Source organism: Pseudomonas sp. NFPP04, assembly GCF_900113815.1.
In the GTDB taxonomy this organism is placed as follows: Bacteria; Pseudomonadota; Gammaproteobacteria; order Pseudomonadales; family Pseudomonadaceae; genus Aquipseudomonas; species Aquipseudomonas extremorientalis.
This window is the reverse complement of sequence record NZ_FOQS01000007.1, coordinates 9,589-34,317: the sequence shown is the minus strand read 5'-3', so window position 1 is coordinate 34,317 and position 24,729 is coordinate 9,589. Positions and strand designations below refer to the sequence as shown.

At 62.4% G+C, this 24,729-nt stretch carries 19 protein-coding genes; 7 read left to right on the top strand and 12 right to left on the bottom strand.

What is annotated here, in order from left to right:
* Positions 1-4: 4 nt before the first annotated feature.
* A complete protein-coding gene (locus BM017_RS16300) occupies positions 5-970 on the bottom strand; it encodes an arsenic resistance protein (protein WP_092246260.1) in 966 nt (321 codons plus the stop codon).
* A gap of 178 nt (positions 971-1,148) precedes the next feature.
* On the opposite strand from BM017_RS16300, the gene BM017_RS16295 reads away from it, so the two are divergent.
* Positions 1,149-2,126, top strand: coding sequence for an alpha/beta hydrolase family protein (locus BM017_RS16295; RefSeq protein WP_092246257.1), 978 nt, complete (start codon positions 1,149-1,151; stop codon positions 2,124-2,126).
* Between the two features lie 12 nt (positions 2,127-2,138).
* Complete coding sequence (locus tag BM017_RS16290) at positions 2,139-2,552, top strand: hypothetical protein (protein WP_071492434.1); 414 nt, start codon at positions 2,139-2,141, stop codon at positions 2,550-2,552.
* A gap of 42 nt (positions 2,553-2,594) precedes the next feature.
* On the opposite strand, the gene gabP is transcribed toward BM017_RS16290, so the two are convergent.
* Positions 2,595-3,986: a GABA permease gene (gabP, locus tag BM017_RS16285; protein ID WP_092246254.1), complete on the bottom strand. Its 1,392-nt coding sequence runs from the start codon at positions 3,984-3,986 to the stop codon at positions 2,595-2,597.
* A gap of 553 nt (positions 3,987-4,539) precedes the next feature.
* Here gabP and BM017_RS16280 point away from each other — a divergent pair.
* The 5 genes from BM017_RS16280 (at position 4,540) to BM017_RS16260 (ending at position 8,745) form a co-directional block, all read left to right on the top strand.
* A complete protein-coding gene (locus tag BM017_RS16280; protein ID WP_012721734.1) occupies positions 4,540-5,313 on the top strand; it encodes an ABC transporter ATP-binding protein in 774 nt (257 codons plus the stop codon).
* A 13-nt stretch (positions 5,314-5,326) separates the two neighbouring features.
* Positions 5,327-6,079 (top strand): ABC transporter substrate-binding protein, encoded by a 753-nt coding sequence (locus BM017_RS16275; protein ID WP_071492436.1) that lies wholly within the window; start codon positions 5,327-5,329, stop codon positions 6,077-6,079.
* Positions 6,080-6,153: 74 nt separating this feature from the next.
* Complete coding sequence (locus tag BM017_RS16270) at positions 6,154-6,849, top strand: ABC transporter permease (protein WP_016979103.1); 696 nt, start codon at positions 6,154-6,156, stop codon at positions 6,847-6,849.
* Between the two features lie 38 nt (positions 6,850-6,887).
* Positions 6,888-7,577, top strand: coding sequence for an ABC transporter permease (locus BM017_RS16265; RefSeq protein ID WP_092246670.1), 690 nt, complete (start codon positions 6,888-6,890; stop codon positions 7,575-7,577).
* Positions 7,558-8,745, top strand: coding sequence for a methyltransferase (locus BM017_RS16260; RefSeq protein WP_092246251.1), 1,188 nt, complete (start codon positions 7,558-7,560; stop codon positions 8,743-8,745). Before BM017_RS16265 ends, BM017_RS16260 begins: the two co-directional genes overlap by 20 nt.
* Positions 8,746-8,986: 241 nt before the next feature.
* Here the strand turns inward: BM017_RS16260 and bcsQ (BM017_RS16255) are convergent, their stop codons facing one another.
* The 10 genes from bcsQ (BM017_RS16255) to bcsQ (BM017_RS16210) all read right to left on the bottom strand — a co-directional run bounded on the left by bcsQ (BM017_RS16255) (position 8,987) and on the right by bcsQ (BM017_RS16210) (position 24,501).
* Positions 8,987-9,889, bottom strand: coding sequence for a cellulose biosynthesis protein BcsQ (gene bcsQ / locus BM017_RS16255; RefSeq protein ID WP_092246248.1), 903 nt, complete (start codon positions 9,887-9,889; stop codon positions 8,987-8,989).
* A gap of 177 nt (positions 9,890-10,066) precedes the next feature.
* Positions 10,067-11,191, bottom strand: coding sequence for an alginate O-acetyltransferase AlgX-related protein (locus tag BM017_RS16250; protein ID WP_092246245.1), 1,125 nt, complete (start codon positions 11,189-11,191; stop codon positions 10,067-10,069).
* A gap of 12 nt (positions 11,192-11,203) precedes the next feature.
* A complete protein-coding gene (locus BM017_RS16245; protein WP_092246242.1) occupies positions 11,204-12,619 on the bottom strand; it encodes an MBOAT family O-acyltransferase in 1,416 nt (471 codons plus the stop codon).
* Between the two features lie 17 nt (positions 12,620-12,636).
* On the bottom strand, positions 12,637-13,302 hold the full coding sequence (locus tag BM017_RS16240) for a cell division protein FtsQ (protein ID WP_092246239.1): 666 nt from the start codon (positions 13,300-13,302) through the stop codon (positions 12,637-12,639).
* On the bottom strand, positions 13,302-13,967 hold the full coding sequence (locus tag BM017_RS16235; RefSeq protein ID WP_071492442.1) for an SGNH/GDSL hydrolase family protein: 666 nt from the start codon (positions 13,965-13,967) through the stop codon (positions 13,302-13,304). Before BM017_RS16235 ends, BM017_RS16240 begins: the two co-directional genes overlap by 1 nt.
* A gap of 17 nt (positions 13,968-13,984) precedes the next feature.
* Positions 13,985-17,812 carry a cellulose biosynthesis protein BcsC gene (locus BM017_RS16230; RefSeq protein ID WP_092246236.1) on the bottom strand — a complete coding sequence of 1,276 codons (3,828 nt, stop codon included), beginning with the start codon at positions 17,810-17,812 and terminating at the stop codon, positions 13,985-13,987.
* Positions 17,794-18,990: a cellulose synthase complex periplasmic endoglucanase BcsZ gene (gene bcsZ, locus BM017_RS16225; RefSeq protein ID WP_092246233.1), complete on the bottom strand. Its 1,197-nt coding sequence runs from the start codon at positions 18,988-18,990 to the stop codon at positions 17,794-17,796. The genes BM017_RS16230 and bcsZ overlap by 19 nt, the downstream gene beginning before the upstream one ends.
* Positions 18,987-21,254 (bottom strand): cellulose biosynthesis cyclic di-GMP-binding regulatory protein BcsB, encoded by a 2,268-nt coding sequence (bcsB, locus tag BM017_RS16220; RefSeq protein ID WP_092246230.1) that lies wholly within the window; start codon positions 21,252-21,254, stop codon positions 18,987-18,989. Before bcsB ends, bcsZ begins: the two co-directional genes overlap by 4 nt.
* Complete coding sequence (gene bcsA, locus BM017_RS16215) at positions 21,251-23,470, bottom strand: UDP-forming cellulose synthase catalytic subunit (protein WP_092246227.1); 2,220 nt, start codon at positions 23,468-23,470, stop codon at positions 21,251-21,253. Before bcsA ends, bcsB begins: the two co-directional genes overlap by 4 nt.
* Positions 23,467-24,501: a cellulose biosynthesis protein BcsQ gene (gene bcsQ, locus BM017_RS16210; RefSeq protein ID WP_371914408.1), complete on the bottom strand. Its 1,035-nt coding sequence runs from the start codon at positions 24,499-24,501 to the stop codon at positions 23,467-23,469. The genes bcsA and bcsQ (BM017_RS16210) overlap by 4 nt, the downstream gene beginning before the upstream one ends.
* Positions 24,502-24,729 lie beyond the last annotated feature (228 nt).

Genomic DNA, 24,729 nt, shown 5'->3' with positions numbered 1-24,729 from the left:
GCGCCTACCGACCTGCGGGCCACACCCACTTCGGGATCAGCCGCACGTAAATCAACTCCCCGACCAGTTCGACCAGGGTTTGCAGGATCACCGCCGTCGCCGCCAACCCGCGCATATCGTCGGGAAGGGCCAGCGCCAAGGGCAGCACCACCAACGAATTGCGTGTCGATGCGCTGAATGTTACCGCCCGCGCCGTTGCGGCCGGGAGCGCAAACAGCCGCGACGCCAGCGCACCCATCAACGGCGCCAACAGCAGAAAGCCGATATACACCGGAATCACCGGCAACAGCAGGTTGATATCCCGCACCACGGAAGTGATTTGCGAACCGATCACCACAAACAACACCAGCGCCATCGCCGGCACGGGCAGCCACGCCCAGGCGCTGCTCCACGCGTTGACGACAGATGATCGCCGCGCCAGGGAAGTCGTGAGCACTGCCAGAATCATCGGCATCACAATCAACAACAGGAATGCTTCGACAAATGGTCCCGCTTCCACCACGACCTCAGACTGCGGCCCCAGCATCAACCCCAAGTACAACGGCAACAGCGCCAACTGCAGTAGCAACAGCACCGGCGTGGCCGCCAGCATCAGCCGTGAGTCGCCCTTGCCGATATGCGTAAACACCACCACGTAGTCGATGCAAGGCGTCAGCAACACCAGCAACGCCCCCACCAGCAACGCCGGGCGCCCGACCAGGCTTTGGGTCAGCGCCCATACCAGCAAGGGCACCAGGATGAAGTTGGCCAGCAGCAATGCCGACAGGAAGCGCTTGTTACCCAAGCCTTGGCGCAGGTCCAGAAACGGTATTTGCAGGAACATCGCGTACATCAGCACGGCGATGGCGGGGGTGACCAGTGCGCTGAGATCGTGGGCGAATGAAAGGGGAAGCAGACCGAGGACGACGGCCAGAAACACAGTGACGAGGTAGATCGGAATCTGGTTGTGTTCGAGGGTATCGCGGGTCATAAGGTGGTCTAGTCGAATCGAAAGAGCGCAAGATTATGTATATACCGGCTCCAGGTCGAGCGACATAAGCAGGCGATCCAATCCGTCATTTGATAAACCACCAAATGACAGCGCAAGTGCTGGCAAACTGAGCAATTGTTTCTAAAAAAACAAGAAACCGATCGAGGTCGAGAAACCAATGAATTTGAACGACGCCTCTTTACAATTGCCTCCAGCCCCGCCTGCACGCGATCACAGCGAACCCTTCAAGGAACCCGCCGCCGACGGCCATATCCTGGGCGGCTTCGCCTGGCGCCATATCAGGACCGACCCCGCACGCCCGGTGGTGATCATCAACGCCGCCACCTCCGTACGCTGCCGCCACTACGCTCGCTTCGCCGACTACCTGTTCGCCAACGGCTTGGATGTCATCACCTACGACTACCGTGGCATCGGCGAATCCCGCAACGGCTCGCTGCGCCACTTCAAGGCCTCGTGGTCGGATTGGGGCGTGCTGGATTTCGAGGCGATGCTCACGCGTGCGCAACGGGAGTTCCCAGGGCAGCCGATTGACGTAGTCGGCCACAGCTTTGGCGGTTGCGCGGCAGGACTCGCGGCGTCGGGTGCTGTTATTCGACGGATCGTCACGGTGGGCGCACAGTTCGCCTACTGGCGCGATTACGCACCAAGCGGGCGCTGGCGCATGTTTGCCAAGTGGCATGTGGTAATGCCGCTGCTGACGGCACTGTGCGGATACTTCCCCGGCAAGCGCCTGGGCTGGCTGGAAGATACGCCAGCCGGCGTAGTGCGCGACTGGAGCATGCCGACGCCCCGGTATGAAACACGCCCCAGCGGTCGAGCGCTGGGCAACCTGCCCTTCAGCCGCGTGAAAGCGCAGATACTGGCAATCAGTATCACGGATGACCCCTTCGGCACCGTGGCGGCCATCGAGCGGCTGCTGGGTTATTTTGACGGCAGCGAGCGTACGCACCTGCGCATAGCGCCGGAAGATATCGGCGAAAACCAGGTCGGGCATTTCGCCTTTTTCCGCAGCGAATATCAGGACCGGTTGTGGCCGATTGCATTGGCGTGGCTTCAAAACGGTCAATTGACGGCAGATACCCTTGGGATTTCCCCCAACCTGCGCTTCAATACTCCCCCCGATCCAGAACCCTAGGACGCCAACCCCATGGCCTCGCCGAACAAGCAGCAAAAACGCGCCCACCGGGCAAAGGCCAAGGCCAAGCAGAACCGCACCCAGCGCGCCGTCGCGACCAAACCGGATGCGTTTGCCGGCGATGACAGCCGCATTGACTTGGAGTCGGTGGATTTGACGGAGATGTTTGTCGAGATGCGCACCGCAGGCGAAACCAGCCAGCAGGCGTTGTGCACGGCATTCCTGGCGCACCCGCTGTTGGCGCTGGTGCTGGAGCAGGAAGGCGAAGAGCAAGCCACCGATTTCATCCTGGCGGCGCTGATCGAGTATCGACAGTGGGCGACGGATACCGATGATGAGGCGGCTGCATTGGCGTGGATCGAGTCGCCGCAGTTCCAGGCGGATTACGTCGCGGCGTCTCAGGCGCTGATCACCCCAGAAGCCTGACGCGAAAACAAAGCGGGAGGGGCCTGCCCCTCCCACATTGGGTCAGTTAAGTACCGCAACCCCCACTCGCTGCGCCTTGCGGCGACTCGCCACCATCAGCCCCGCCGCTACTACCAGCAAGCTCAGCACACCGGTCGCAATGATCTCGACCCGATGCGCTTCCTGGAACAGCATGATGGTCAACGTCCCCACGATGAACACCATCACCGCGTAGGTCAGGCCAGGGAACAGCCACATCTTGAAGACAATCTTCTCGCCCGCCGCCGTGCGCTTCTGGCGCATGCGCAGTTGCGATACTGCGATCACCAGGTACACCAGCAGCGCGATGGCGCCGGAGCTGGCCAGCAGGAACTCGAACACCGCCGCCGGGGCCACGTAGTTGGCGAAGACCGCCAGGAACGCCGCACCGGTGGACAACAACACCGCCCAGTAAGGCGTGCCGCTCTTGTTGGTACGCTTGGCAACAGCCGGTGCATCACCGCGACGGCCCAGGGAGAACAGCATGCGCGAAGCGGTATACAGCGCCGAGTTCAAGCAACTGGTCACGGCCACCAGTACCACCAGGTCGACAATCAGCTTGGCATTCGGGATACCCATGCGTTCCAGCACGGTCTGGTAGGAACCCACGGCCGCCAGGGTCGGATCGTTCCAAGGCACCAGGGACACCACGATGAAGATCGACAGCAGGTAGAACAAACCAATCCGCCAGATCACCGAGTTGGTGGCCTTGGTGATTTGCTGGCCTGGGTTCTTCGATTCAGCGGCGGCGATGGTGACGATCTCGGTCCCCATGAACGAGAACATGGTGGTCAGGATCGCAGCCAGTACGGCGCCCATGCCGTTTGGCATAAAGCCCTGGGTATCGAACAGATGGGAAACACCGCTGACCTGGCTGGTCGGCAGGAAACCGAAAATCGCGGCCAGGCCAAGGATCACGAAGCCTACGATCGCCACGACCTTGATCAACGCGAACCAGAACTCGAACTCGCCGTAGTTCTTCACGCTGAACAGGTTGGTCGCCGTCAGCAGCAGGGTGATGATCAGAGTAAAGGCCCAGATAGCCACATCCGGGAACCAGGCATGCAGGATGGTCGCGGCGGCGTTGGCTTCCAACGGAATCACCAAGACCCAGAACCACCAGTACAACCAGCCGATGGTAAAGCCGGCCCAATGGCCAATCGCACGGTCGGCATAAGTGGAGAACGAACCGGTGTCCGGCGACGCCACGGCCATTTCGGCCAGCATGCGCATCACCAATACCACCAGCGTGCCCGCTGCGGCATACGCCAGCAGTACGGCCGGGCCGGCGGCAGCAATCGCGTGGCCGGAGCCGACAAACAGACCGGCACCGATGACGCCGGCAATCGACAGCATAGTGACGTGACGCGGTTTTAGCCCCTGTTCGAGGTCATTGGAGCTTTGCGTACTACTCATTGACACACCTTTGCGAGGAATTGCGAAAACGGTCCACCCGGCCCGGGATCTTTCTCGTGAAAAGAAACCAACAGGGCGTTCTTTATTTTTTACGCAAGATTTGCGCCAAAATGTTACAGAGCCACGATTGACGTGGGCTGTAGGACGATTCAACAACCATCGCAAGTCATTGAGAACAATGGCATTCCGCTATAGCGTTACCGTGCGACTCACATTCAAGACGAATAAACGCACCATAAACACACACAAAAAGTACGTGACGCTCCATAAAAGGGCTGATAAGCACCGTTTGCCCGGTTAACCCTTCCAACACCCGGCCAAAGCTGGCACCATCGCGCCCTTTTTTACGCAAAGCCTGCGGTTTTCCGGGTTCAAACGGTTGTTCGGTTGTTGATGGCGCGACACGCTGCTGTGCCGATGCGACACCCCGCCGCACACCATCGGTTTACCGCCGGCGCGCTGTTGGCTGCCATCAGGACGCTATGCTAGCTTGGCGCCTCGCCAGGAAGGCGGCCCAACAGCAGGATTGCAACGAACACAATGAGGACCCCACATGGCCGAGGCCACGCCCGCGCTTGAAATCCGCAACTTGCATAAACGCTATGGTGAGCTGGAGGTACTCAAAGGTATCTCGCTGACCGCTCGCGACGGCGATGTGATCTCGATCCTGGGTTCCTCCGGTTCCGGCAAGTCCACCTTCCTGCGCTGCATCAACCTGCTGGAAAACCCGCACCAGGGCCAGATCCTGGTGGCCGGCGAAGAACTCAAGCTCAAGGCCGCGAAAAACGGCGAACTGATGGCCGCCGACGGCAAGCAGATCAACCGCCTGCGCAGCGAAATCGGTTTTGTGTTTCAAAACTTTAACCTGTGGCCGCACATGAGCATCCTCGACAACATCATCGAGGCCCCGCGCCGCGTGCTCGGCCAAAGCAAGGCCGAAGCCATCGAAGTCGCCGAAGCGCTGCTGGACAAGGTCGGCATTGCCGACAAGCGCCACGCCTACCCCGCGCAATTGTCCGGCGGCCAGCAACAACGGGCCGCCATCGCGCGCACCCTGGCGATGCAGCCCAAGGTCATCCTGTTCGACGAGCCCACTTCCGCGCTTGACCCGGAAATGGTTCAGGAAGTACTTAATGTGATCCGCGCGCTGGCCGAAGAAGGCCGCACCATGCTGCTGGTCACCCATGAAATGGGCTTCGCCCGTCAGGTGTCCAGTGAAGTGGTGTTCCTCCACCAGGGCCTGGTCGAAGAGCAAGGATCGCCACAGCAGGTGTTTGAAAACCCGCTTTCGGCGCGCTGCAAACAATTCATGTCCAGCAACCGCTAACGGAGCAACATGCATGCAGAACTATAAAAAATTCCTTCTGGCCGCGGCCGTCTCGATGGCGTTCAGCGCCACGGCCATGGCAGAAACCTTGAAAATGGGGATTGAAGCGGCCTACCCGCCGTTCAACAACAAAGACGCGAGCGGCAACGTGGTCGGCTTCGACAAAGACATCGGCGACGCCCTGTGCGCCAAGATGAAAGTCGAGAAGTGCGAAGTGTATGTGTCCGACTGGGACGGCATCATCCCGGCCCTGAACGCCAAGAAGTTCGACTTCCTGGTGTCCTCGCTGTCGATCACCGACGAGCGCAAGCAGGCCGTCGACTTCACCGACCCGTACTACTCCAACAAGCTGCAATTCATCGCGCCTAAAGCCACCGCCGACTTCAAGACTGACGCGGCGTACCTGAAAGGCAAGGTCATCGGTGCACAACGCGCGACGCTGGCCGGTACCTACCTGGAAGACAAGCTGCCTGAAACCGAAGCCAAGCTGTACGACACCCAGGAAAACGCCTACCTCGACCTGACCTCCGGTCGCCTGGATGGCATCCTCGCCGACAAGTACGTGCAGTACGAATGGCTCAAGAGCAAAGACGGTTCGGCCTACGAGTTCAAGGGCGACCCGGTTGTAGAAAGCGACAAGATCGGTATCGCCGTACGCAAGGGCGACCCACTGCGCGAGCGCCTGAACAAAGCCCTGGCAGAGATCAAGGCAGACGGCACCTACAAGAAGATCAACGACAAGTACTTCCCTTTCAGCATCGAATGATCTGAACGGTATGCCCGACGCGCTCACCTGAGCGCGTCGGCTTTTTGCAATGCCTGCCGCGATATGAAAACACCATGAATTTCGATCTCTACGGATTCGGCCCGGCGCTTGCCGCCGGCGCGCTGATGACCGTCAAACTGGCGCTCACGGCCCTGTGCCTGGGGTTGGTGCTCGGCCTTGCCGGGGCCTTGGCCAAGACTTCGCCGTACAAGCCGTTGCAATGGGTGGGCGGTGCGTATTCGACCATCGTGCGTGGCATTCCCGAATTGCTGTGGGTGCTGCTGATTTACTTCGGCACGGTCAACCTGATGCGTGCCCTCGGTGAGTTCTTCGGCAACCCCGACCTTTCCCTGAGTGCCTTCGCCGCCGGGGTCATTGCCCTGGGCCTGTGCTTTGGCGCCTACGCGACCGAAGTGTTCCGTGGCGCGATCCTCGCCATTCCCAAGGGCCACCGTGAAGCGGGTGTAGCCTTGGGGCTGTCCAAGTTCCGGATCTTCACCCGGCTGATCATGCCGCAGATGTGGCGCATCGCCCTGCCGGGCCTGGGCAACCTGTTCATGATCCTGATGAAGGACACCGCCCTCGTATCGGTGATCGGCCTGGAAGAAATCATGCGCCATGCGCAGATCGGCGTGACTGTCACCAAGCAGCCCTTCACCTTCTTCATGGTCGCCGCCTTCATGTACCTGGGCCTCACCGTGCTGGCCATGACCGGCATGCACTTCCTGGAAAAACGCGCCGCCCGCGGCTTTGCAAGGAGCACCCAATGAGCGGCGACTACAGCTGGCTGGCGCATTTCGACCTGGGCCTGAACTGGTCCGTGATCATCAAGTGGCTGCCCAAGTTGGCCCAGGGCGCCATTCTGACCCTGGAGCTGGTGGCCATTGCGGTGATCGCCGGCCTGCTGCTGGCGATCCCGCTGGGCATCGCCCGTTCCTCGCGCCGCTGGTACGTCAGCGCCCTGCCCTACGCCTATATTTTCTTCTTCCGTGGCACGCCGCTGCTGGTGCAGTTGTTCCTGGTGTACTACGGCCTGGCGCAGTTCGATTCAGTGCGCGAGAGCTTCATGTGGCCCTACCTGCGCGATCCGTTCTGGTGCGCCACCGCCACCATGACCCTGCACACCGCCGCCTATATCGCCGAGATCCTGCGCGGCGCCATCCAGGCCATCCCGCCCGGCGAGATCGAAGCGGCACGAGCCCTGGGCATGTCCAGGCCGAAGACGCTGTTCTACATCATCCTGCCGCGTGCCTCGCGCATCGGCCTGCCGGCGTACAGCAACGAAGTGATCCTGATGCTCAAGGCCAGCGCCCTGGCCAGTACCGTTACTCTGCTGGAATTGACCGGCATGGCACGGACCATCATTGCCCGTACCTACTTGCCGGTAGAGATTTTCTTCGCTGCGGGCCTGTTCTACCTGTTGATGGCCTACGTGCTGGTACGCGCCTTCAAACTGCTGGAACGCTGGCTGCGCGTCGATGCCTGCCAAGGACGTTGAGGCACGCTTCCAGGCGCTGGATGCGTTCCTGATCGAGCACCAAGGGCTGTGGAAACCACGGCCCTTTACTCATCTGCACTTGCCCTGGGAAACCCAGCACCCCGAACTCGCCCAGTGGCTGCGGCAACGCTCGCTGGACGATGCCGAAACCTGTCACAACCACCCCCATGACCTGCCGGCACCGGCGCCTTTTGCGCAACTCGCCGCGCACGCTCGCGCGCTCAGTGCTGTGGATAAGTTACCGACGCAACCCCTGGCTCCTGCTCGTCACCGCCTGAACGTCGATGTTCCGGGCCGCAAGTGGGAACAGATTGAAGCCTTCGGCAGTGCGCTGCAGTTTGCGCAAGCCCCCACACACTGGCTGGACTGGTGTTCAGGCAAGGGCCACCTAGGTCGCCGGCTGTTGCAAGCCGATCAGGCCCTGACCTGCCTGGAATACGACCCGGCACTGATCGCGGCAGGCCAGGCCTTGAGCGATCACCATGGCCTGTCCGCCACCCATCGCTTGCAAGATGTGATGGCCGATGTGGCGATCCACGCCGAACACACCCCCGTCGCCCTGCACGCCTGTGGCGACCTGCATGTGCGCCTGCTGCAACTGGCCAGCGCGGTCGGCTGCAAGCAGCTGGCGCTGGCGCCATGCTGCTACAACCGCATCACTGCCGACACCTACCAGCCACTGTCCAACGCAGGCCGTGCTTCAACCCTGCAACTGTCCATCGATGACCTCGGCCTGCCGCTGAGCGAAACCGTCACCGCTGGCAAACGCGTGCGCTTGCAACGCGATACGTCCATGGCACGGCGCCTGGGTTTCGACCAACTGCAACGCGAACTGCGCGGCCTCGACGAATACCTGCCCACACCGTCCCTGCCTGCCCGTTGGCTGGACAAGTCCTTCGCCGATTACTGCCGGGAGCTGGCGAACCTCAAAGGGTTATCCACAGGTGAACAGGATTGGGCGGCACTGGAGGCCCACGGCTGGCGCCGCCTGGCTGAGGTGAGAAACCTGGAATTGGTGCGTGGTCTGTTTCGGCGCCCGCTTGAGGTGTGGCTGGTGCTGGATCGGGCGTTGTTTCTCGGTGAGAACGGCTACAAGGTCGACGTAGGCACCTTCTGCGATCCTGCACTGACGCCGCGCAACTTGATGGTGCTTGCCCAGCGCGATTAGAGGGCAAAATTGTCGCAGTGCAGCCTGTGGATAACTCTGTTGATGGATTCTTTACGGAGCTTGTAGGCATCTGCGCTACAGGCCAAAAGCCGTACTGGTCATTTTTTGTTCACAAAATAAAATGCACGCAAAACAGGCAGTTGCAGCGTGATGAGAACAGCTCCACAAAATGGCTGTTGGGTGACAGGTGCATCCAACCGATTGTGCATAAGCATCTGGGGTCAAGCGTATAACCAGCGCTTTATGCCCGGGTGTTTGGCGCCTTCAACAGCTGGCAAAGATCGTTGATATCGTCACCCGCCAGGCCCTTCTCTGCGCTTTCCACCGGGTCGTCACCAGAAGCCAGCGCTTCATGGATCCGCATGTCGCGATGCACCTGCAGCGCCTCTTTCCCCAGCCTCTGGGTAAAGGCCTCGATCATGTCCAGGCAGAAAGCATTCCTTTCATCCACTTGGTTGATAACCACGTGCACGCGAGGCGCGTGTCCACTTTCAAGGTGCGGGGCAAGCAGTGCATCCAGATGGTCGAGGGTGCCCAGGCATGCAGCGTCTGCCTGCACAATGACCAGCACCACATCGGCGACACTCAGCGCTTGATGGAAGTAGATGTTGTTACCGGCAGGTGTGTCGATGATCACTGTCTGTCGCGCACTCAAGTCGAGGGCTGCCAGGTGTTGAGCCAGCCAGCGCGGCTCCTGCTTGAGCCAGCGCTCCAGGCTTTCCTGCTGTGGGATGTCGATTTCGCCAAAGGGGATTACCTGGCAGCCGGCGAAGCTGAGCTGTTGAAGCGGGTTCCATGGCCCATGTTCCAGACTGGTACGCCCGATGCCCGGCAACGCCGGACTCACGCCGAAGTGAAGATGCAAGGCGTTCTGCGGGTCCAGGTCCAGGGCCACGACGGACTCGCCCTGACGCTGCAGACCACTGCTCAAGGCAGTGGCCAGGGTACTGCGGCCGACGCCGCCATTGATCGACACCAGCGCCACCACTTTTGGCTTGAGGGGCACGGTGTCTGCGTCGTGGCTGACGGCAACATCATCCGCGCGGGGAATACTGCCGAAGAAATGCATCCGCGCCTCCTTGCCGCGCTCATCCTGGCAGATGTCCTTGCCGAGCAAGGCTAAAAGACCATTGGTAATGCTCATAGCTGACCCCTCATCACGGCGAAGCCCAAAGACGTGAAAAGGTCAGCTGATACGACTGCTTACCGCAGGTCTTTTTGTGGTCGCCCTAGTGCAAGCCAGTCTGCTTCAGGCACGCAAAGGTGTCATTATTTTGATGAGAAAGCTGTCTATTTTTTAGACAAACGGCAAATCGTCAAATTACTGACCAACCGTGATCGCATCGTAGGGCGTTTGCAGGTCCCGCTCCGGAATCTCCCAAATCAATAACTTGGGCGGTGTTTGCTTGAAGGCCGGGCTTTCGAAATAGGCCTTGGCCGCCCCCGAGAACTCGCCCCCGTCCTTGCTGAAATTGCCGACCGGCGCGTTCAGGGCTTTTTGCAGGAAGCCGACAAAGTTGGAGTTGCGCGAAAACGAGGTGCCGATCAGCGCCACATTGGGCAGGCCAGCGTCGCCAAACAGGTCGTCGGCATTGCTGGTCGCGCCGCCGGTTTCATGGGCGCTGCTGGCCGCGACCGACTCCCCCGGCGGCTGCAACGTGGGCGGCAACCAATCCAGACCGGCCAGGCGCACCAGGTCTCCCGGGCGTACGGCGAGCGGCGCCTGGGTGATATCGAACGTCTGCTCCGGCGTGGCCTTGATGCCACGCTGCTGGATGCGCTGCGCGAGCGCCTGTGCGCCGGCGTTGGAACCGATTTCGCTCCAGTGGGTATCGGTGCGCAGGTAGGCTTCGGCGCCCAGGGGTTTCAAAGTGTCGGTCAGGTCCAGCGCGGAAACGCCGGCAGCTTGCAGCCGTTTGGTCCAGTACTGAATGCGGCCGTCGAGCACCGCCGGGCGGTACAGGCCACAGCGTTCGGCAGCGGCGATGCGGCTCTTGTCCGGCACCACCACCACTTGCAGGTCGATGCCTTTTTGACCCAGTTGTTTTTGCAGGTCGATCACCGCCTGGGCCTTGGTCTGGGCATTGGCCTCGGCATGCCGGTTGATGCGCAGTTCATCACTGATAAACAGCCAGCCCGGGCAACCTCGCCGTACCCGCGGCCCGGTGTCACCGAACGCCAGCCAGCTGCCGCCGCGCTCCAGGTTGGCGGCCTGGATTGCCATCGGCGCCTTGGCCAGTTCCTTGGCAAAACGGTGGGTCAGGTCGCCGTGCAGCAGCATGTCGCTGTCGACCTTGGCCGGCATATAGCTGATCGGTCCCTTCACCATCAGCCAGGCGCATGACAACAGCCCCGCCGCCAGGAAGGGCACCAGCACCCAGGCCGCCAGGGGGCTGGTGCGAACGGCCAGTTCACTCGGAGGCGTCGGCGCGGTAGGAGCAGGCATGGTCGGGCGTCCTTAGAACTGAAAGTACAGAAACGGTACGGCGTCACGGCTGGCGATCAGCGCGAACGACAACACAAACCCGGCCACCGGCCACAGCGAAGCCGCCAGCACAAACCACGGTTGGGTGCCGAAGCGCTGTTCACAACGCACCTGCCAGATTGGCGCGATGATGCAGACCAGGCCCAACAGCGTGGCCATGCCATGGGCCGGGCGCATGGCCACGGCCATCGCGTCACCCAAGGCCATGCCATGCAGGCCGAACTGGCCGGCGTACATGGTCAGTGCCGAGTGGAAGTCCGGCGCACGGAACAAGGTCCAGGCCAGGCACACAAACAGCAAGGTCAGGACGTGCGACAACACCGGCGGAAGGCTCGGCAGGCTCGATCGCGACCAGGCGCGGTCGACACACAGCGCCACGCCATGGGCCGAACCCCACAACAGGTAATTCCAGCTGTCGCCGCCGTGCCACAACCCGGCAATCGCCATGGTCAGGAACAGGTTGCGATAGGTGCGCCACACGCCGTCGCGGTTCCCGCCCAGGGCGATGTACAGGTAGTCGCGCAACCAGCTGGACAACGACAAGTGCCAGCGCCGCCAGAAATCCTGGATGCTGCTGGCCAGGTACGGCCGATTGAAGTTTTCCGGGAAGTGGAAGCCCAGCATCAGGCCCAGGCCGATGGCCATGGCGCTGTAGCCGGCGAAGTCGAAGAACAGTTGCAGCGAATACGCCAGGCAACCGATCCAGGCGTCCACCAGGCTGGGGTGTTCCAGGTGGAAGGCGATGTCCACCAGCGGCGACAGGGTGTCGGCCACCAGCACTTTCATGCCCATGCCGATCATGAAGCGCCGCGCGCCCAGGGAGAAATTCGCCCAGTTGAAATACCGCTGGTTCAGCTCGCGGCGAACCCAGTCGTAACGGATGATCGGGCCGGCAATCGAGTGCCCGAACATCGAGATATAGGTGGCGTAGTTGATGAAGCTGCGCTCCACCGGCACCGTATGCCGGTGCACATCCACCAGGTAGGAAATCGCCTGCAATACGATGAACGACAAGCCGGCCGGCAAGGCCACACGCTGCCAGTCCAGCGGCATCGCGCCGTACCAGGTGATCACCTCGCTCACCGTGCCGGCGACGATGTTGGCGTACTTGTACCAACACAGCACCGCCGTGTTGAACACGATCAATGCGATCAACAGGCGCACCCGGCCTTTGCCATCCTCACGGGAGCGGTCCACCAGCAAGCCGCCGACCCATGCCACCACGGTCAACACCATGTGCAGGAACAGGAACAACGGGCTCAACCAGCCGTAGAACAGCCAACTGCCGATCAGCAGGATGACGTTGCGCCAGCTCGGACGAGCCAGCGCGTAGATCAACAGGAAGGCCGGCAGGAACAGCGTGAGGAATTCGAGTGAGGCAAAGACCATGGTGGTGTCGGGCCCGATCAGTTAGCGAGTGCGTCAGAGGCGAACAGCAACTTCGAGCCTTTATCTGAAGGAACGGCCAATACGCTGTAGCGCTCGCCCGCCTTGAGCGTGAACGCCAGCGGCTGACCGACCGGCGCGCCGGCGCATTTGAGCTGCACCGACAGTTCTACCGGGTTGATCATGCGCCGCTGCACCGCACCTTCAGCGACCTTCTTGAACAACTCGGCCTTTTGCGCCACGGCTTCCAGGCTGGCGTCGGCGCAGCTGGCGTCGGCGTTGATAAAGGCCAGGGAGGCCTTGAGCGCATTGAAGTCGTCCGGCACTTCGCGCACCACCAGCTGGCGCGTGGCGCCCTTGGCGTCGACCAATGCGACCACTGTGGCGAACTCACCCGGCGCGACGTTCACCGAGAAATCCGCGTTTTTGCCGCCGCTGCTCAAGACGCCCTTGATCGGCTTGTCGCCGCCGACCACCGGCAGGAACACCGACACGGCTTTGTCGCCGCTCAGGACCAAGCTGGCCTTGGAACCGTCCGCCACCAGCTTCAATTCGCCCGGGGTGCCGTTGGCAAAACGCAGGAACGCTGCGTCTTGCTCCGGACCGGTCGGATACAGCGGGATGTCGGCACTGTAGGCGCTGACGCTGGCGAGCAAGGTCGCCAGGCCCAGGGTCATTCGCTTCATTATTTGCTTCCTTTACCGTAGGCCGATGGCGGCAGGTTACCCAAGGCTGTCCCGATCGCCTTGGCCCACTTCTGGTAGCCGTCGATGGTGAAGTGCTGGCCGTCGGTGGTGATCCACTCGCCCGGCTTGGAGAAGGTCAGCGAGTCGATGTAAGTGCACGGCGCCACGTTGCTGGCCAGGAACGACGACATCAGCTTGGTGCGGGTGTCGTCCTTCTTGTACTGCGAACCGACCTTGCCCCATGGCGGGCCGACCCACACGCACTTGGTGCCGGTGGCGGCGATTTCCTTGGTCAGCGAGGTCACGCTTTTCCAGGCCCAGGCTTTGGGGAACACCGGGTTGGTGTAGGAGCCCATGGTGTCGCCGATGATCAACACAACCACGTCGGGCTTGTCCTTGGCGATCAGGTCTTTGATCGGCGTGGTGCTCATGGCGTTCTTGCCATAGATCACAGCCTTGCCGGTGGGCATGCGCTCGCCGCCGCACTCGACTTTTTTCGGCACCACCCAATCCGCCGCGCCGGCACCGCACGCACCGATGGAGTGAACCACCGCGCCTTGCTGGGTGAGGTTGTCTTGCAGCGGGTTGAGCAACGAATCGGGAAAGCTCATATGACTTTCGCCCAATACCAGCATGGTCAGGCCGGCAATCGCAGAAACAGGCATGAATGACTCCGATTTAATCAGTTGGAATAAGGGGAACGGTAAGGGCTGACCGGCAAGGGCATCGGCCCGCTCAGGTCTTCGAACAAGTAGCGCAGGTAAGCATTACCGGCGTACTGGCGGTAGTCCTGGGCGTTGTCGACACCGATCTCGCCACCCAGGTAGAAGCGCGAGCTGAGGCGATATTCGGCGGCGGCATTGAAGCTGTAGCCGATGCCGGTTTTATCCGAGCTTTTGTACTCCTGGGTACCCAGGTCTTTGCGGCCCGGGAAAAAGTCCGCGCTATCTTGGCCGATATACTGCACACCCACCGAACTTTTTACCTGGTAGCTGAAGCGATCGAAGCTCTGCGCCCACCGGATCGGCACGCCCAGGGAGAAGAAACGCTGCGGGCTGAAGTAGCCGCCGTTGCCATAGGTGTAGAAGTCCTGGTTCTCCTTGAAGCTCAGCGCCGAGGCACTGACACCCAGGGTCAGCGTGTCCTGCGGGTTATTGCGCAGGTACCAGTAGATGCCGCTGCCCAGCTCCATGCGGGTGTTGTCGTCAACGTGGTTACCCATCAGTTGGTGCAGGGAGCCGTAACCGTAGACGCCCAGCTTCTGGTTGTCGTAGCTCAACTCACCCCGTCCGCCGTTGGCGGTCACACCGCCCCATTTATAGCCATCACCGTCTTTGGAACCGGCGAAGGACGTGACGCTGTCGGTGACCGGGCGCCGCGAGATATTCGCGCCGTAACGGAAATTCGAATTGGCCTCGAACGGACGCGACACGCTCACCCCACCGACGATGGTGTTGTAGAGGAAGCCCAGTGGGCTGACGCCGACGTCGGCCTTGAGGCCTTCATCCGGGTTCTCGAAAGCCACGGCCAAGCCCACACCGGTCGCATTCTGGGTGCGGGGTGAGGTGGCTTTGCCGCCGCCAAAGCGGGATGCAGCGTCATCGCTGACACTGCCGGCACTCAAATGCACCGGCGTCACTCGCAGCGCCACGGTGTTATCGCCGACCGGCATGCGCGCTTCAAACGGCGCTTCGATATCGGTGAGTTTGCTCAAGCCTTTTTCGCCGTTGTTGCTGCGCGCGCTCAAGCCTTGCACCACATGACCGGTACGGTCGCGCAGGATGGTGTCCAGCGCACGACGCGCCGGGCTCAGCTCGGGGCTGTCGATGGAGGCGATTTTCGACGGCGGAACAAACGGATCGCTCAGGTCGTTGGACGTTGCACTCGCAAATGCGTTGGAGGTCACGCTGTTGGTCGGCGCATCGATCGGTGGTGGCACCGCACCGGCGATGGTCAGGTCGGTGACCTGGCGACGCTGGCCGGGCAAGCCCACGAACGGGTTCGACGACTTGGCTTCGGTGCCGGCCTGGGCCACCTGGGTCCTGGCCTTCATCGCGTTCTCGATCACCAGGGCCCTGCGCAGCAGTTCAGCGGCTTCGCTGTTTTTGCCCAGGCCTTGGTAGACACCGGCCGCCGAGGTGAGGATCTCCGGGTTACCCGGCTCCAGCGCCAACGCCTTGTCAGTGGCGCGTTGTGCCAGGTCACGGTCGCGACCTTTCAGGGCGATGTTCGCCAGGCCCAGTTGCAGACGTGCATTGTCGGGGTTCTGCTGGATCAACGGCGCATACAGCTCCATAGCCTTTTTGCCGTTGCCGCTGTCGGCATACATGCGCGCCAGGGCGCCGACACCCAAGGCATCGTTCGGGCGCTGGGCCAGGGCCGGTGACAGCATGTCGTAGGCGGCCACCAGGTCGTTTTTCTCACGCAGGGCGTCGGCCTGCTTAACCCGGTACAGGTAGATCAAATCGTCGTAGCGCTGGCGCCCGGTCTCGGTCAGCGGCTGGCCTTGCACTTCGCGCAGGATCTCACCCGCCGCGCTGTACTTGTTGGCCTTGAGCAGCACGTTGGCGTACAGCAGCTTCTGGTCGACCGTCGGGTTGGGATTGTTCTCCACCACCTTCTGCATCATGTCCAGGCCGTACTGTGCAGCGCCCACTTCCACATAGGCGGCGGCCAGCACGGCCACGCGCTCGGGTTTCTTGCGGGTCAGCGGTTCGGAACGCCCCAGCAACGCCAGGGCTTCCGGGCGCTGGCCACGGCGGGCGGTCTCGATGGCGATGTCGGTCTGCTGGTGCAGCGCGATATCGGTCGCCAGTTCGTTCATGTCGGCGGTGCGCTGCGCCGTGGGGATGCGTCCCAAGGTCGCTTCGGCCTGCTTCCACTCGCTCAATTCCGCCGACAGCAGGGTGCTGGTGTACAGCGCGTCCGGCTGGTTGGGTTGGGTCTTGAGCAAGCCGTCAATCAAGGCACGGGCGGCGCGGATCTGGCCGTCACGCAGGTACATGCGTGCCAGGGCAAAGCGCGTCCAGGGGTTTTCCGGGTCAGCGTCGAGCGCCTGGCGGTAAGCGGCTTGCGCACCTTTCAAATCGCCACGTTGCTCGGCCAGCTTGCCGACCTGAGTCGCCCGCAGCGCGTTGATTTTCACGCTCGGCGCGAACTTGGCGCGCTGGGCCGGCGACACCGAGTCGATCAGCTTCAAGGCCTCGTCCGGCTGGCCCGACTGGGACAACACGTTGATCAAGCCGCTCAAGGCATCCGGGTCGCCAGGGTGACGGGCCAGCACCTTGCGGTAGCCGGCTTCGGCTTCCTCGAACTGATTGTCCTGGGCCTGGAAGCCCGCCAATGCGACAGCCGCGCCGGGCTGGCCCGGGTTCAGGCGCTCGGCCTGGGCAACCAGATCGCGGGCCTGGGCGCTGCGACCGGCGCGCTGAGCGTCACGGCTCTGGCTGATCAGGTTCCAGTAGCGCACATCGTTCAAGGCCGACTGCCAGGCCGCACCACCGGGCAAGCGCGTGGCTTGGACCAGGTAGTTTTCCGCTTCGCCGTAGCGTTCCTGCTGCTGACGCAACACGCCCATGCCGCCGAGGGCATCGACGTCGTTGGTTTTTTGCGCGAGGCGCGCTGCCAGCAGGGGCTCGGCGGTTTTCAGGTCGCCATCGTCCAGGGCCTTGAAGGCCTTGGTCATCTGCGGATCACGCTGCCAGGCACCACCGCCTTTGCCTTGGGCGATGCCTTTTTCCATGATGGCGCGGATCTCGGTGTCATCCGGGTGCGCGGTCAGGAATTGCTGGAACAACGCCACCTGGTCCGGCTTCGGCGGGCCGAGCCAGATCAGCGCAAAGCGCCAGGTTTCATCGGCGTTGCCGCCCACGTCGTTGTTCGGTGCCAGCTTGGCCAGCGCCCGGATGCCGTCCGGCCGCGTGGCGGGGTTACGCGCCAGGTGCTTGGCCAGGAACAGCGCAACGATCGGGTCGTTCGGCCGCTCACGGGACAAACGCTGCAAGCCAGCGATGGCTTCATTGGTGCCCTTGGCGGTGAAACCCAGGGTGTTGTAGTACTCACGGGCGATCAGGCCTTGGGGCTGGCGACCCTGGAAAATCTGGCGGTACAGGGCCACGGCCTTTTCGCGCTCGTCCTCGGGTTCACCCAACTCGCGGGCCTGCTCCAGCAACCTGGCGTTGTCCGGCACCGCCACGGTGATGTCCTGCTCCAGCTGCAACGCCTGGCGCGGCACCGGGCTCAGCGCCTGCAAGCGGGCCAGGTACTTCCGGGCTTCGGCCGGGCGGTTCTGCTGCACCTGGATCAAACCGATGCCGTACAACGCGTCCGGTTGCTCCGGGGCCAGGTTCAAGAGTTTCTGCCAGGTTTCCAGGGCGCGCTCGGGGTTCTTTTTCGACTGCCAGTAGTAGCCCTGCTCGATCAGCAAGGACTGTGGGTCGCTGGTTTCAGCGAGGCTGGCGGTGGAAGCCAGGGCAGCGAGAATCGCAATGGCTAGCGTGTGACGGCGCATGCTGCCTCCCAGGAAAGTTTGACCGTACCGTCTTGTTCAAACCGGTACTTCTGATCGGCGAAGCCCTGGCCGAACAGGCTGAGCATGTAGTCGTAGTAGATCGGCTGCGCACTGTCGGGCGCCGAGGGCGCCAGGGCTTTATTGAGCGCGTCGTCGACCTTGGCTTTTTGCAATTGCGCCAGGGCGGTTTCGCCGCGGGCCTGGAAGAAGGCCAAGGTAGCGGCCGAGAAGCCCATCGGCGTATAGCCGTTGTTTTTCTCGGCTTCGCCGGTCAGTACGTGGATTTTTTCCGGCGGGAAGCCGGTGACCGACGCCGCCGTCGCACGGGAAATACCCCCCAGCGACTTGAGCATCGCCGCTGCCAAAGGATCGCCCTTGGCGGTCATGCCGGCCCACATATACGTGCGGATTGCATCGTAGCTGCCCAGGTCATCGGAGAACGGATCGACCACGAACACCCCGGTGTTGGCGCTGGTGGCGCGGTAACCAACCCAGTTGGCCGCAAGGCCATGGGGGTTGCTGGCGCTGTCGGCGAGCATCCGCGCATTGCTTTCGGCGACTTCGTTCCAGCCGCCGTTCGGCCGTTCTTTCTGGAAGCGACGCAGTTGCGCAAGCACCTGGTAGCTCGGGTTGAAGCGCCACAAGCCACCCGGATGCACATAGCCGACAGGCCCCGGCAACAGCATCTTGCCCAGGCCCGGCACACGCACGATCAGGTTGCGTTCGACGTTGGCCAACAACAGCTGTGCGTCGGCGCGGTACTGCGGTGCATTCCACACGCGGGCCGCTTCGAGCAAGGCGTAGGCCATCCACAAGTCCGCGTCGCTGGCGGAGTTCTGGTCGATCACGCCCCAGGTGTTATCGGCTTTTTTACCCCACAACCAACCCGGCAGATTCTGGCCGATGTCGGAGCCCGACATGTTGGCCTTGGTCCAGGTCCACAGCTTGTCGAAGCTCGCGCGATCGTTGCCGACCAGAGCGAAGAACATCGCATAGGACTGCCCTTCCGAACTGCTCTCGGTGGGCTTCATGGACGAGTTCAGCACCCGGCCGTCGTCCTGCACGAAGCGCTTGGCGTAGTTCTGCCACAGCGGCCAGTCACAGGTCTGCGCCTGGGCGCCGCCGGCCAACATCATCGCGCCCAGTGTCGCCAGGGCCATACGCTTGAGCAGGCTCATGCCAACCGCCGTTTTGCACGTGCGCGCAGCGACAGGTAGACCAGGCTGGTCACCACGGCCAGGCCGAGGAAGGTGATCAACAGCATCCAGCCCAGGTTCTGTGACAGTTGCCACTGCATGAGTTTGAAGTAGTTGAGCTTGCCGACGTAGTACTGCTCGTCACCGACCAGCGAGCTGATGGTTGTGCCCTGCACCACGGCCAGGCTGCCCTGGATCGAGTCTTTGTAGTCGTCCCCGCCGATCAGCGCCGAGGTGGCTTCCAGCAGGCCCTGCGGCTGGTTGCTGGCGATCAGCACCACGCTGCGGCCCGATTTGAGCGGCGATTGGAAACCGGCCAGCCAGGTGCTGTTGCTCAGGCCCTTGAACGTAATGCCGGTGTTGGCCGGATGCTGGTTGGCCGCCGGGTCGGGGCTGATCCAACTGCGCACATAACGCGGCAGGTCGGACAGCAGGAAGTGGTGCTGCTCGCCATCACTGGTCGCCGGCAGGTATTGCTGCCACTGCTTGAGCAACGGCTGGTTGGCGGCGGTGGCAAGTACCAGCAGGTCTTTGTCGGCAACGCTCTGCACGTCCTTGGCCTGCACCACTTTGACGGCGGTGGCCGGGTAGCCGGTGGCTTCGCCGAAGCGACCGAGCACGGTCAGGTAGGCGGTCAACTCGTCGGTGCCGTAGTTGTCGGGCATGACCACGGCGGATTCCGACAGGTCGGCCAGACGGGTGAACGGGAAGCCAGAGTCGTTGAACACGCCCAGGTTAGGCATGGCGATGTAGTGCTGGTAGCCGGTGACGTCGAGGGTCGAATCCGGGTCGATGGAACCGCGCATGTTGTCGACGATGATGTCGCGGCATTCGCCTTCCTTGATGTAGTCGTACATGAAGCGCAGCTGCAGCTTGGATTTGGGCGATGCCGAGCTGATCGGCAACAGCGTGGTCACTTCACGCGGCAGGCTTTCGTCTTTCTTCAACTGGTCGAGCAGGGTCTGGCCGCCGCCCAGGTTGGCCACCGACGGCAACGCCACGGACTTCATGAACTGGTCATTCAGGCCGATCAACAGGGAGGAGTTGGTCGACACTTGCTGCGGCGTGTAGCGATATTTGACCTTGAGCGGCACGCCCTCTTCACGCCAGTTGAACAGGTCGGGCGGCAGGCGCATGTCGACGCTGATGGCGCCCGGGTTGTAGCCCGACACGCTGAGTTTCTGCTGTTCGATCAGTTCGCCCAGGCGTACCGGGCGGTTGCTTGGCAGCCAGTTCGGCGCATCGTACGGGCGGCGCGGTGCCAGGGTGTCAAGCTTGGTGATGACCACGCTGTTACCGGCCAGCACCGGGTTGCCCAGCACCACCGCGTTGGCGGCGCGCTTGAGCTCTTCGCCGTCACGCCCGGTGACGATCAGCAGCTTGCCGTTGGCGTCGTTGGGGTTGGCGATAAGGGTCAGCGTCGGGCCGGTCGGCTTGGCGATGGCCACACCGTGCACGTCCATCGCGTCGGCGGTTTGCACCAGCACGATGGCGTTGCCTTTGGCCGGCAGCTCGCCGAGGGTGGTCGGGAAGGTCGCGCCCCGGTAGCTGGCGAGGCCGCCGATCCACGACGACAAGGCGCCAGCGGCTTCCAGTGCGGCGCTGTCCGGCGCGGTGGCAAACACGAACGGCAGGCTCACCTGGCGAGCGTCGCGCTTGTCGAAGAACGGCAGCGGCAGCACCGCCAGGTCGTCTTTGAGCACGATCGGCTCGACCTGCACTTTCAGCTCGCTGCTGTTGCTGATCTTGGCCCACAGGCTGCTGTGCAACGGGTCTTCGCAGGACATGGTGTAGTGGCCGATGAACTGCAGGCTCAGGCGATTGAACTCGGTGATCAACTTCGGCGGGATCTGCACCAGTTGCTCTTGCGGGGTGCCCGCGCCTTCTTTAGGCAGCGCCAGGCTGGCGGCGACTTCGCCGTTGACCAGCACGTTGATCTGCGACAGGTCCGCCAGCAGCGCCGGCGAGTAGCTGTACTTGAGCAGCAGTTGCGCGCCCTTCACCACTTCATCGGCACGGATATCGAAGTTGACGCTGTCGGACGACTCCACGCCTTGCAGGTTCATGGTGTCGCGACGGCCCAACTGCTTGAGCGTCAGGCTGTAGCCGTTATCGGTGCTTTGTACCGGCACGGTGGCAGCCGCTTGCTCGGCAGCTTGCGCCAGGGTGTTGAGGCCCATCAGCGAGGCGATCATCAGCGCGAGTGCACGGCGCGGATGAGGGCGAGCGAATATCTTCGAGGTCATGGCTTGTCCATCAGCGTATCTAGCGGTTTTGTGGGGGTGCGGCTCAAGGCCAGACGCAGTTCGTGCAGGGTGGCGCGGCCGAGGGTGAACAGACCGCCGATGCCGATGGCGCCGACTTCGCGCAGGGCCGCCAACGGTGTGTCCGGCTGGCCGGCGCCCCAACTCGCGGCCCAGGTATCGGCACGGGAGAAGGTCAGGCGTACCAGTTCGCTTTGCTGGCGCAGGCTGAGAGGCTCGAACTGGGCGCCGATCTGCGCGCCCTTGCTGAACACCACGCGCGCATCGAACAGGCTGTCCTGGCCGTTGCGCGACAGCACCAGTTGCACGCGTTCGCCACGGGTGATCGAGTGCCCATCGCTGAGCATCAGGCCGAAGCCGTTTTGCGAGAAGTCCTGGGTAGTGCCGTCCAGCACACGGCCGTCGGCACAAATGATGCTCACCGGCAGCTTGGCGCTGACCCGTGGCTCGGAACGTACCTGACGCGCTTCCGAGGCCACGGCCACGGCGGCACTGGTGATGATCAGGTTGTAGAGGGTCCAGGTCAGGTTGATCGCCACCGTCACGGCTGTGGACGCATCGCCCCAGACCAACTGGTGGATACCGAAGCCCAGGCCGACCAGGTTCACCGCCAACAACACCAGGTACGGGCGGGCGAGTTTCCAGTCGAAGAACTGCTTGTCGATGATGCCGCCCTTGTCGGTGACGTTGAAGCCACCCGCCTTGGGGTTGACCAGCGCGACCAGCACCGGCGGCAGGATGTACCAGGCCAGTACGGTCTCGTACACCTCGTTCCAGAACGAGTGACGGAAACGCCCCTGGATCCGTGAGTTGGTCAGGCTGGAGTGCACCAGGTGCGGCAGCACGTAGGCGACGATCATCAGCGCCGAGGCGTGGAAAATCTCGGCGCCGAAAATCAGGTAGGCCAGTGGCGCGGTGAGGAACACCAGGCGCGGCAACCCATAAAAGAAGTGCAGCATGGCGTTGGCATAGCAGATGCGCTGCCCCCACTTCAGGCCCTTGCCCAGCAGCGGGTTGTCGGTGCGGAAAATCTGCGCCATGCCTCGCGCCCAGCGAATCCGCTGGTTGATATGGCGCGACAGGCTTTCGGTAGCCAGGCCCGCGGCCTGCGGGATAGCCAGGTAAGCGGTGTTGTAGCCCAGGCGGTTGAGCTTGAGCGCGGTGTGGGCGTCTTCGGTCACCGTCTCGATGGCCACGCCGCCGATTTCCAGCAGCGGCTCACGGCGGATGACGGCGCAGGAGCCGCAGAAGAACGTGGCGTTCCACAAGTCGTTGCCGTCCTGCACCAGGCCGTAGAACAGCTCACCCTCGTTGGGTACGGCGCGAAAGGTATCGAGGTTCTTTTCGAACGGGTCCGGCGAAAAGAAGAAGTGCGGCGTTTGCAGCATCGCCAGCTTCGGGTCCTTGAGGAACCAGCCCAGGCTCACTTGCAGGAAGGAACGCGTCGGCACGTGGTCGGCGTCGAACAGCGCGATGTATTCGCCGTCGGTGACTTTCAACGCTTCGTTGAGGTTACCGGCCTTGGCGTGGAAGTTGTTGTCGCGGCGGATGTAGTTCACCCCGACCTTGCGGCAGAAGTCGCGGAAGTCGTCGCGACGGCCGTCATCGAGCACGTGGACGCGCAGCTTGTCCTTGGGCCAGTCCATCGCCTGGGCGGCGAAGATGGTCAGTTTTACGATGCTCAGCGCTTCGTTATAGGTGGGAATGAACACGTCGACCGTCGGCCACTCCTCCGGCTCGGTCTTGAGCCATACCGGCGTGCGGCGCAGCGGCCAGGCGGTTTGCACGTAGCCGAAGATGAGCACGACCAGGGCGTAGAACTCGGCCGCGACCAGGCCGTAGCCGAAGAACATGTCGAGCCAGGTTTCAAAGCCGAGGGTGGAGGTGAGGCGCCAGAACATGTAGCGCAACGACGCCACCAGCGACAGCACCACCAGCGCGAGGATCGCCAGGCGCCCCGGGATCTTGCGCAGCACCAGCACCGCGAGGAAGCACACGCCGGCGAACAGGCATTGGCTGTAGAGATCGAGCGGCGCGCTGATAATGCCCAGCAACAGCAGCGCGCCGAGCACGCAACTGGCGACAACCAGCACCGTACGCAGCGCCGCAGGCCACCGATTGAAGCGCGCGATGGCGTCATTGAGGCGCTGTTCGGCGTGCCCTTCGACGAAGGGCGTGGAGGACGTAGTGTCGGTCATGGAAGGTCCGAGTCGATGTGTTCGAGCAAGGTGCGGCACAGGGCGTGGACGTCTTGGCTGCCGATACTGTTGACGGTTGGGTCGAGGGGGTCACGCCCGTAGGCCTGGGCTTCGCTGAATGCGGGGTCACGGTGGACAGTCCCCAACAACGCAGCGCCCAGACGGGTCTTGAACACCTCGGCCATGTCCAGGCTGAAGCGGTGGGCACCGTCCAGCTGGTTGATCACGTAGAAGCGTTGTGGCGGTTTGGCGCGCTTGAGGTGCGGCGCCAGCAGGCTGTCCATCTGGTCGAGTGTGCTGAACGAGGCCACGTCCGGCTGTACGACCACCAGCACAGCGTCGGCGACCGACATGGCCTGGCTGAGGTAGACGGTGTTGCCGGCGGGGACGTCGATGATCACGGTGTCCTGGCCGCTCAACTTGAGGCCGGACAATCGCTTGCTGAGCCACTCGCTGTCCTGGCCCAACCAGCGATTGAGGCTGTGCTGTTGCTCGTGGTCAGTGGCACCGAATGCCACCAGCCGGCAACCGGCAAAACCGCGCTCGGGCAGGGCGGCCCAGCTTTCGTTGAGCAGGCTGGTGGCGCCGACGCCGGGCATGTCCAGGCCCAGGCACAGGTGGTGGCGCAGGGCGTTTTGCGGGTCCAGGTCCAGGGCCAGCGCCGGGCGGCCCTGGCGCTGCAGACCGCTGGCAATCGCGGCGGCCAGGGTACTGCGGCCAACGCCACCCTTGACCGAGACCAACACTACGACTTTAGGGCTGGATTGCTCGGAGTACACCTGGCCGTCCCGCCCTTCCACCACTTCGGGCGGCTGCAGGTGGTCGGCTTCACCTTGGCTCAGTTCCTCCAGCAGGCGCAGCAGCGGCGCCGAGGGTGCTTCGATCACAGGGGGAGCGTGAGTGACTGCGGGGGCTTCCAGGACCTCTATTTCGTCCTCGATGAACTCATGGACAAAGTCGATCTCGCGATAGCCGCTCGGGTTGGCACCCAGCTTGTTGAATAGCTTTGAAATATCATCTGCCCGACTCACTCACTGCCCCCCCACCTGATTTGCGCTTTAAAAGGCGATAAAAAGGCCAGCAATGAGCTGACCTCGTATTTTTCTAGTTATGTGGTGTCGGGCGCATTCTGTGATATCACATTGATGGTGTCAGTATTTTGATGATTTTAGTTCAAATCTATCCGACGAACGGCTTAACGCCATTTTTATGACGTTTTTATAGAGAAAACGCCATTCGCTGTAAGAACATGAACTTGC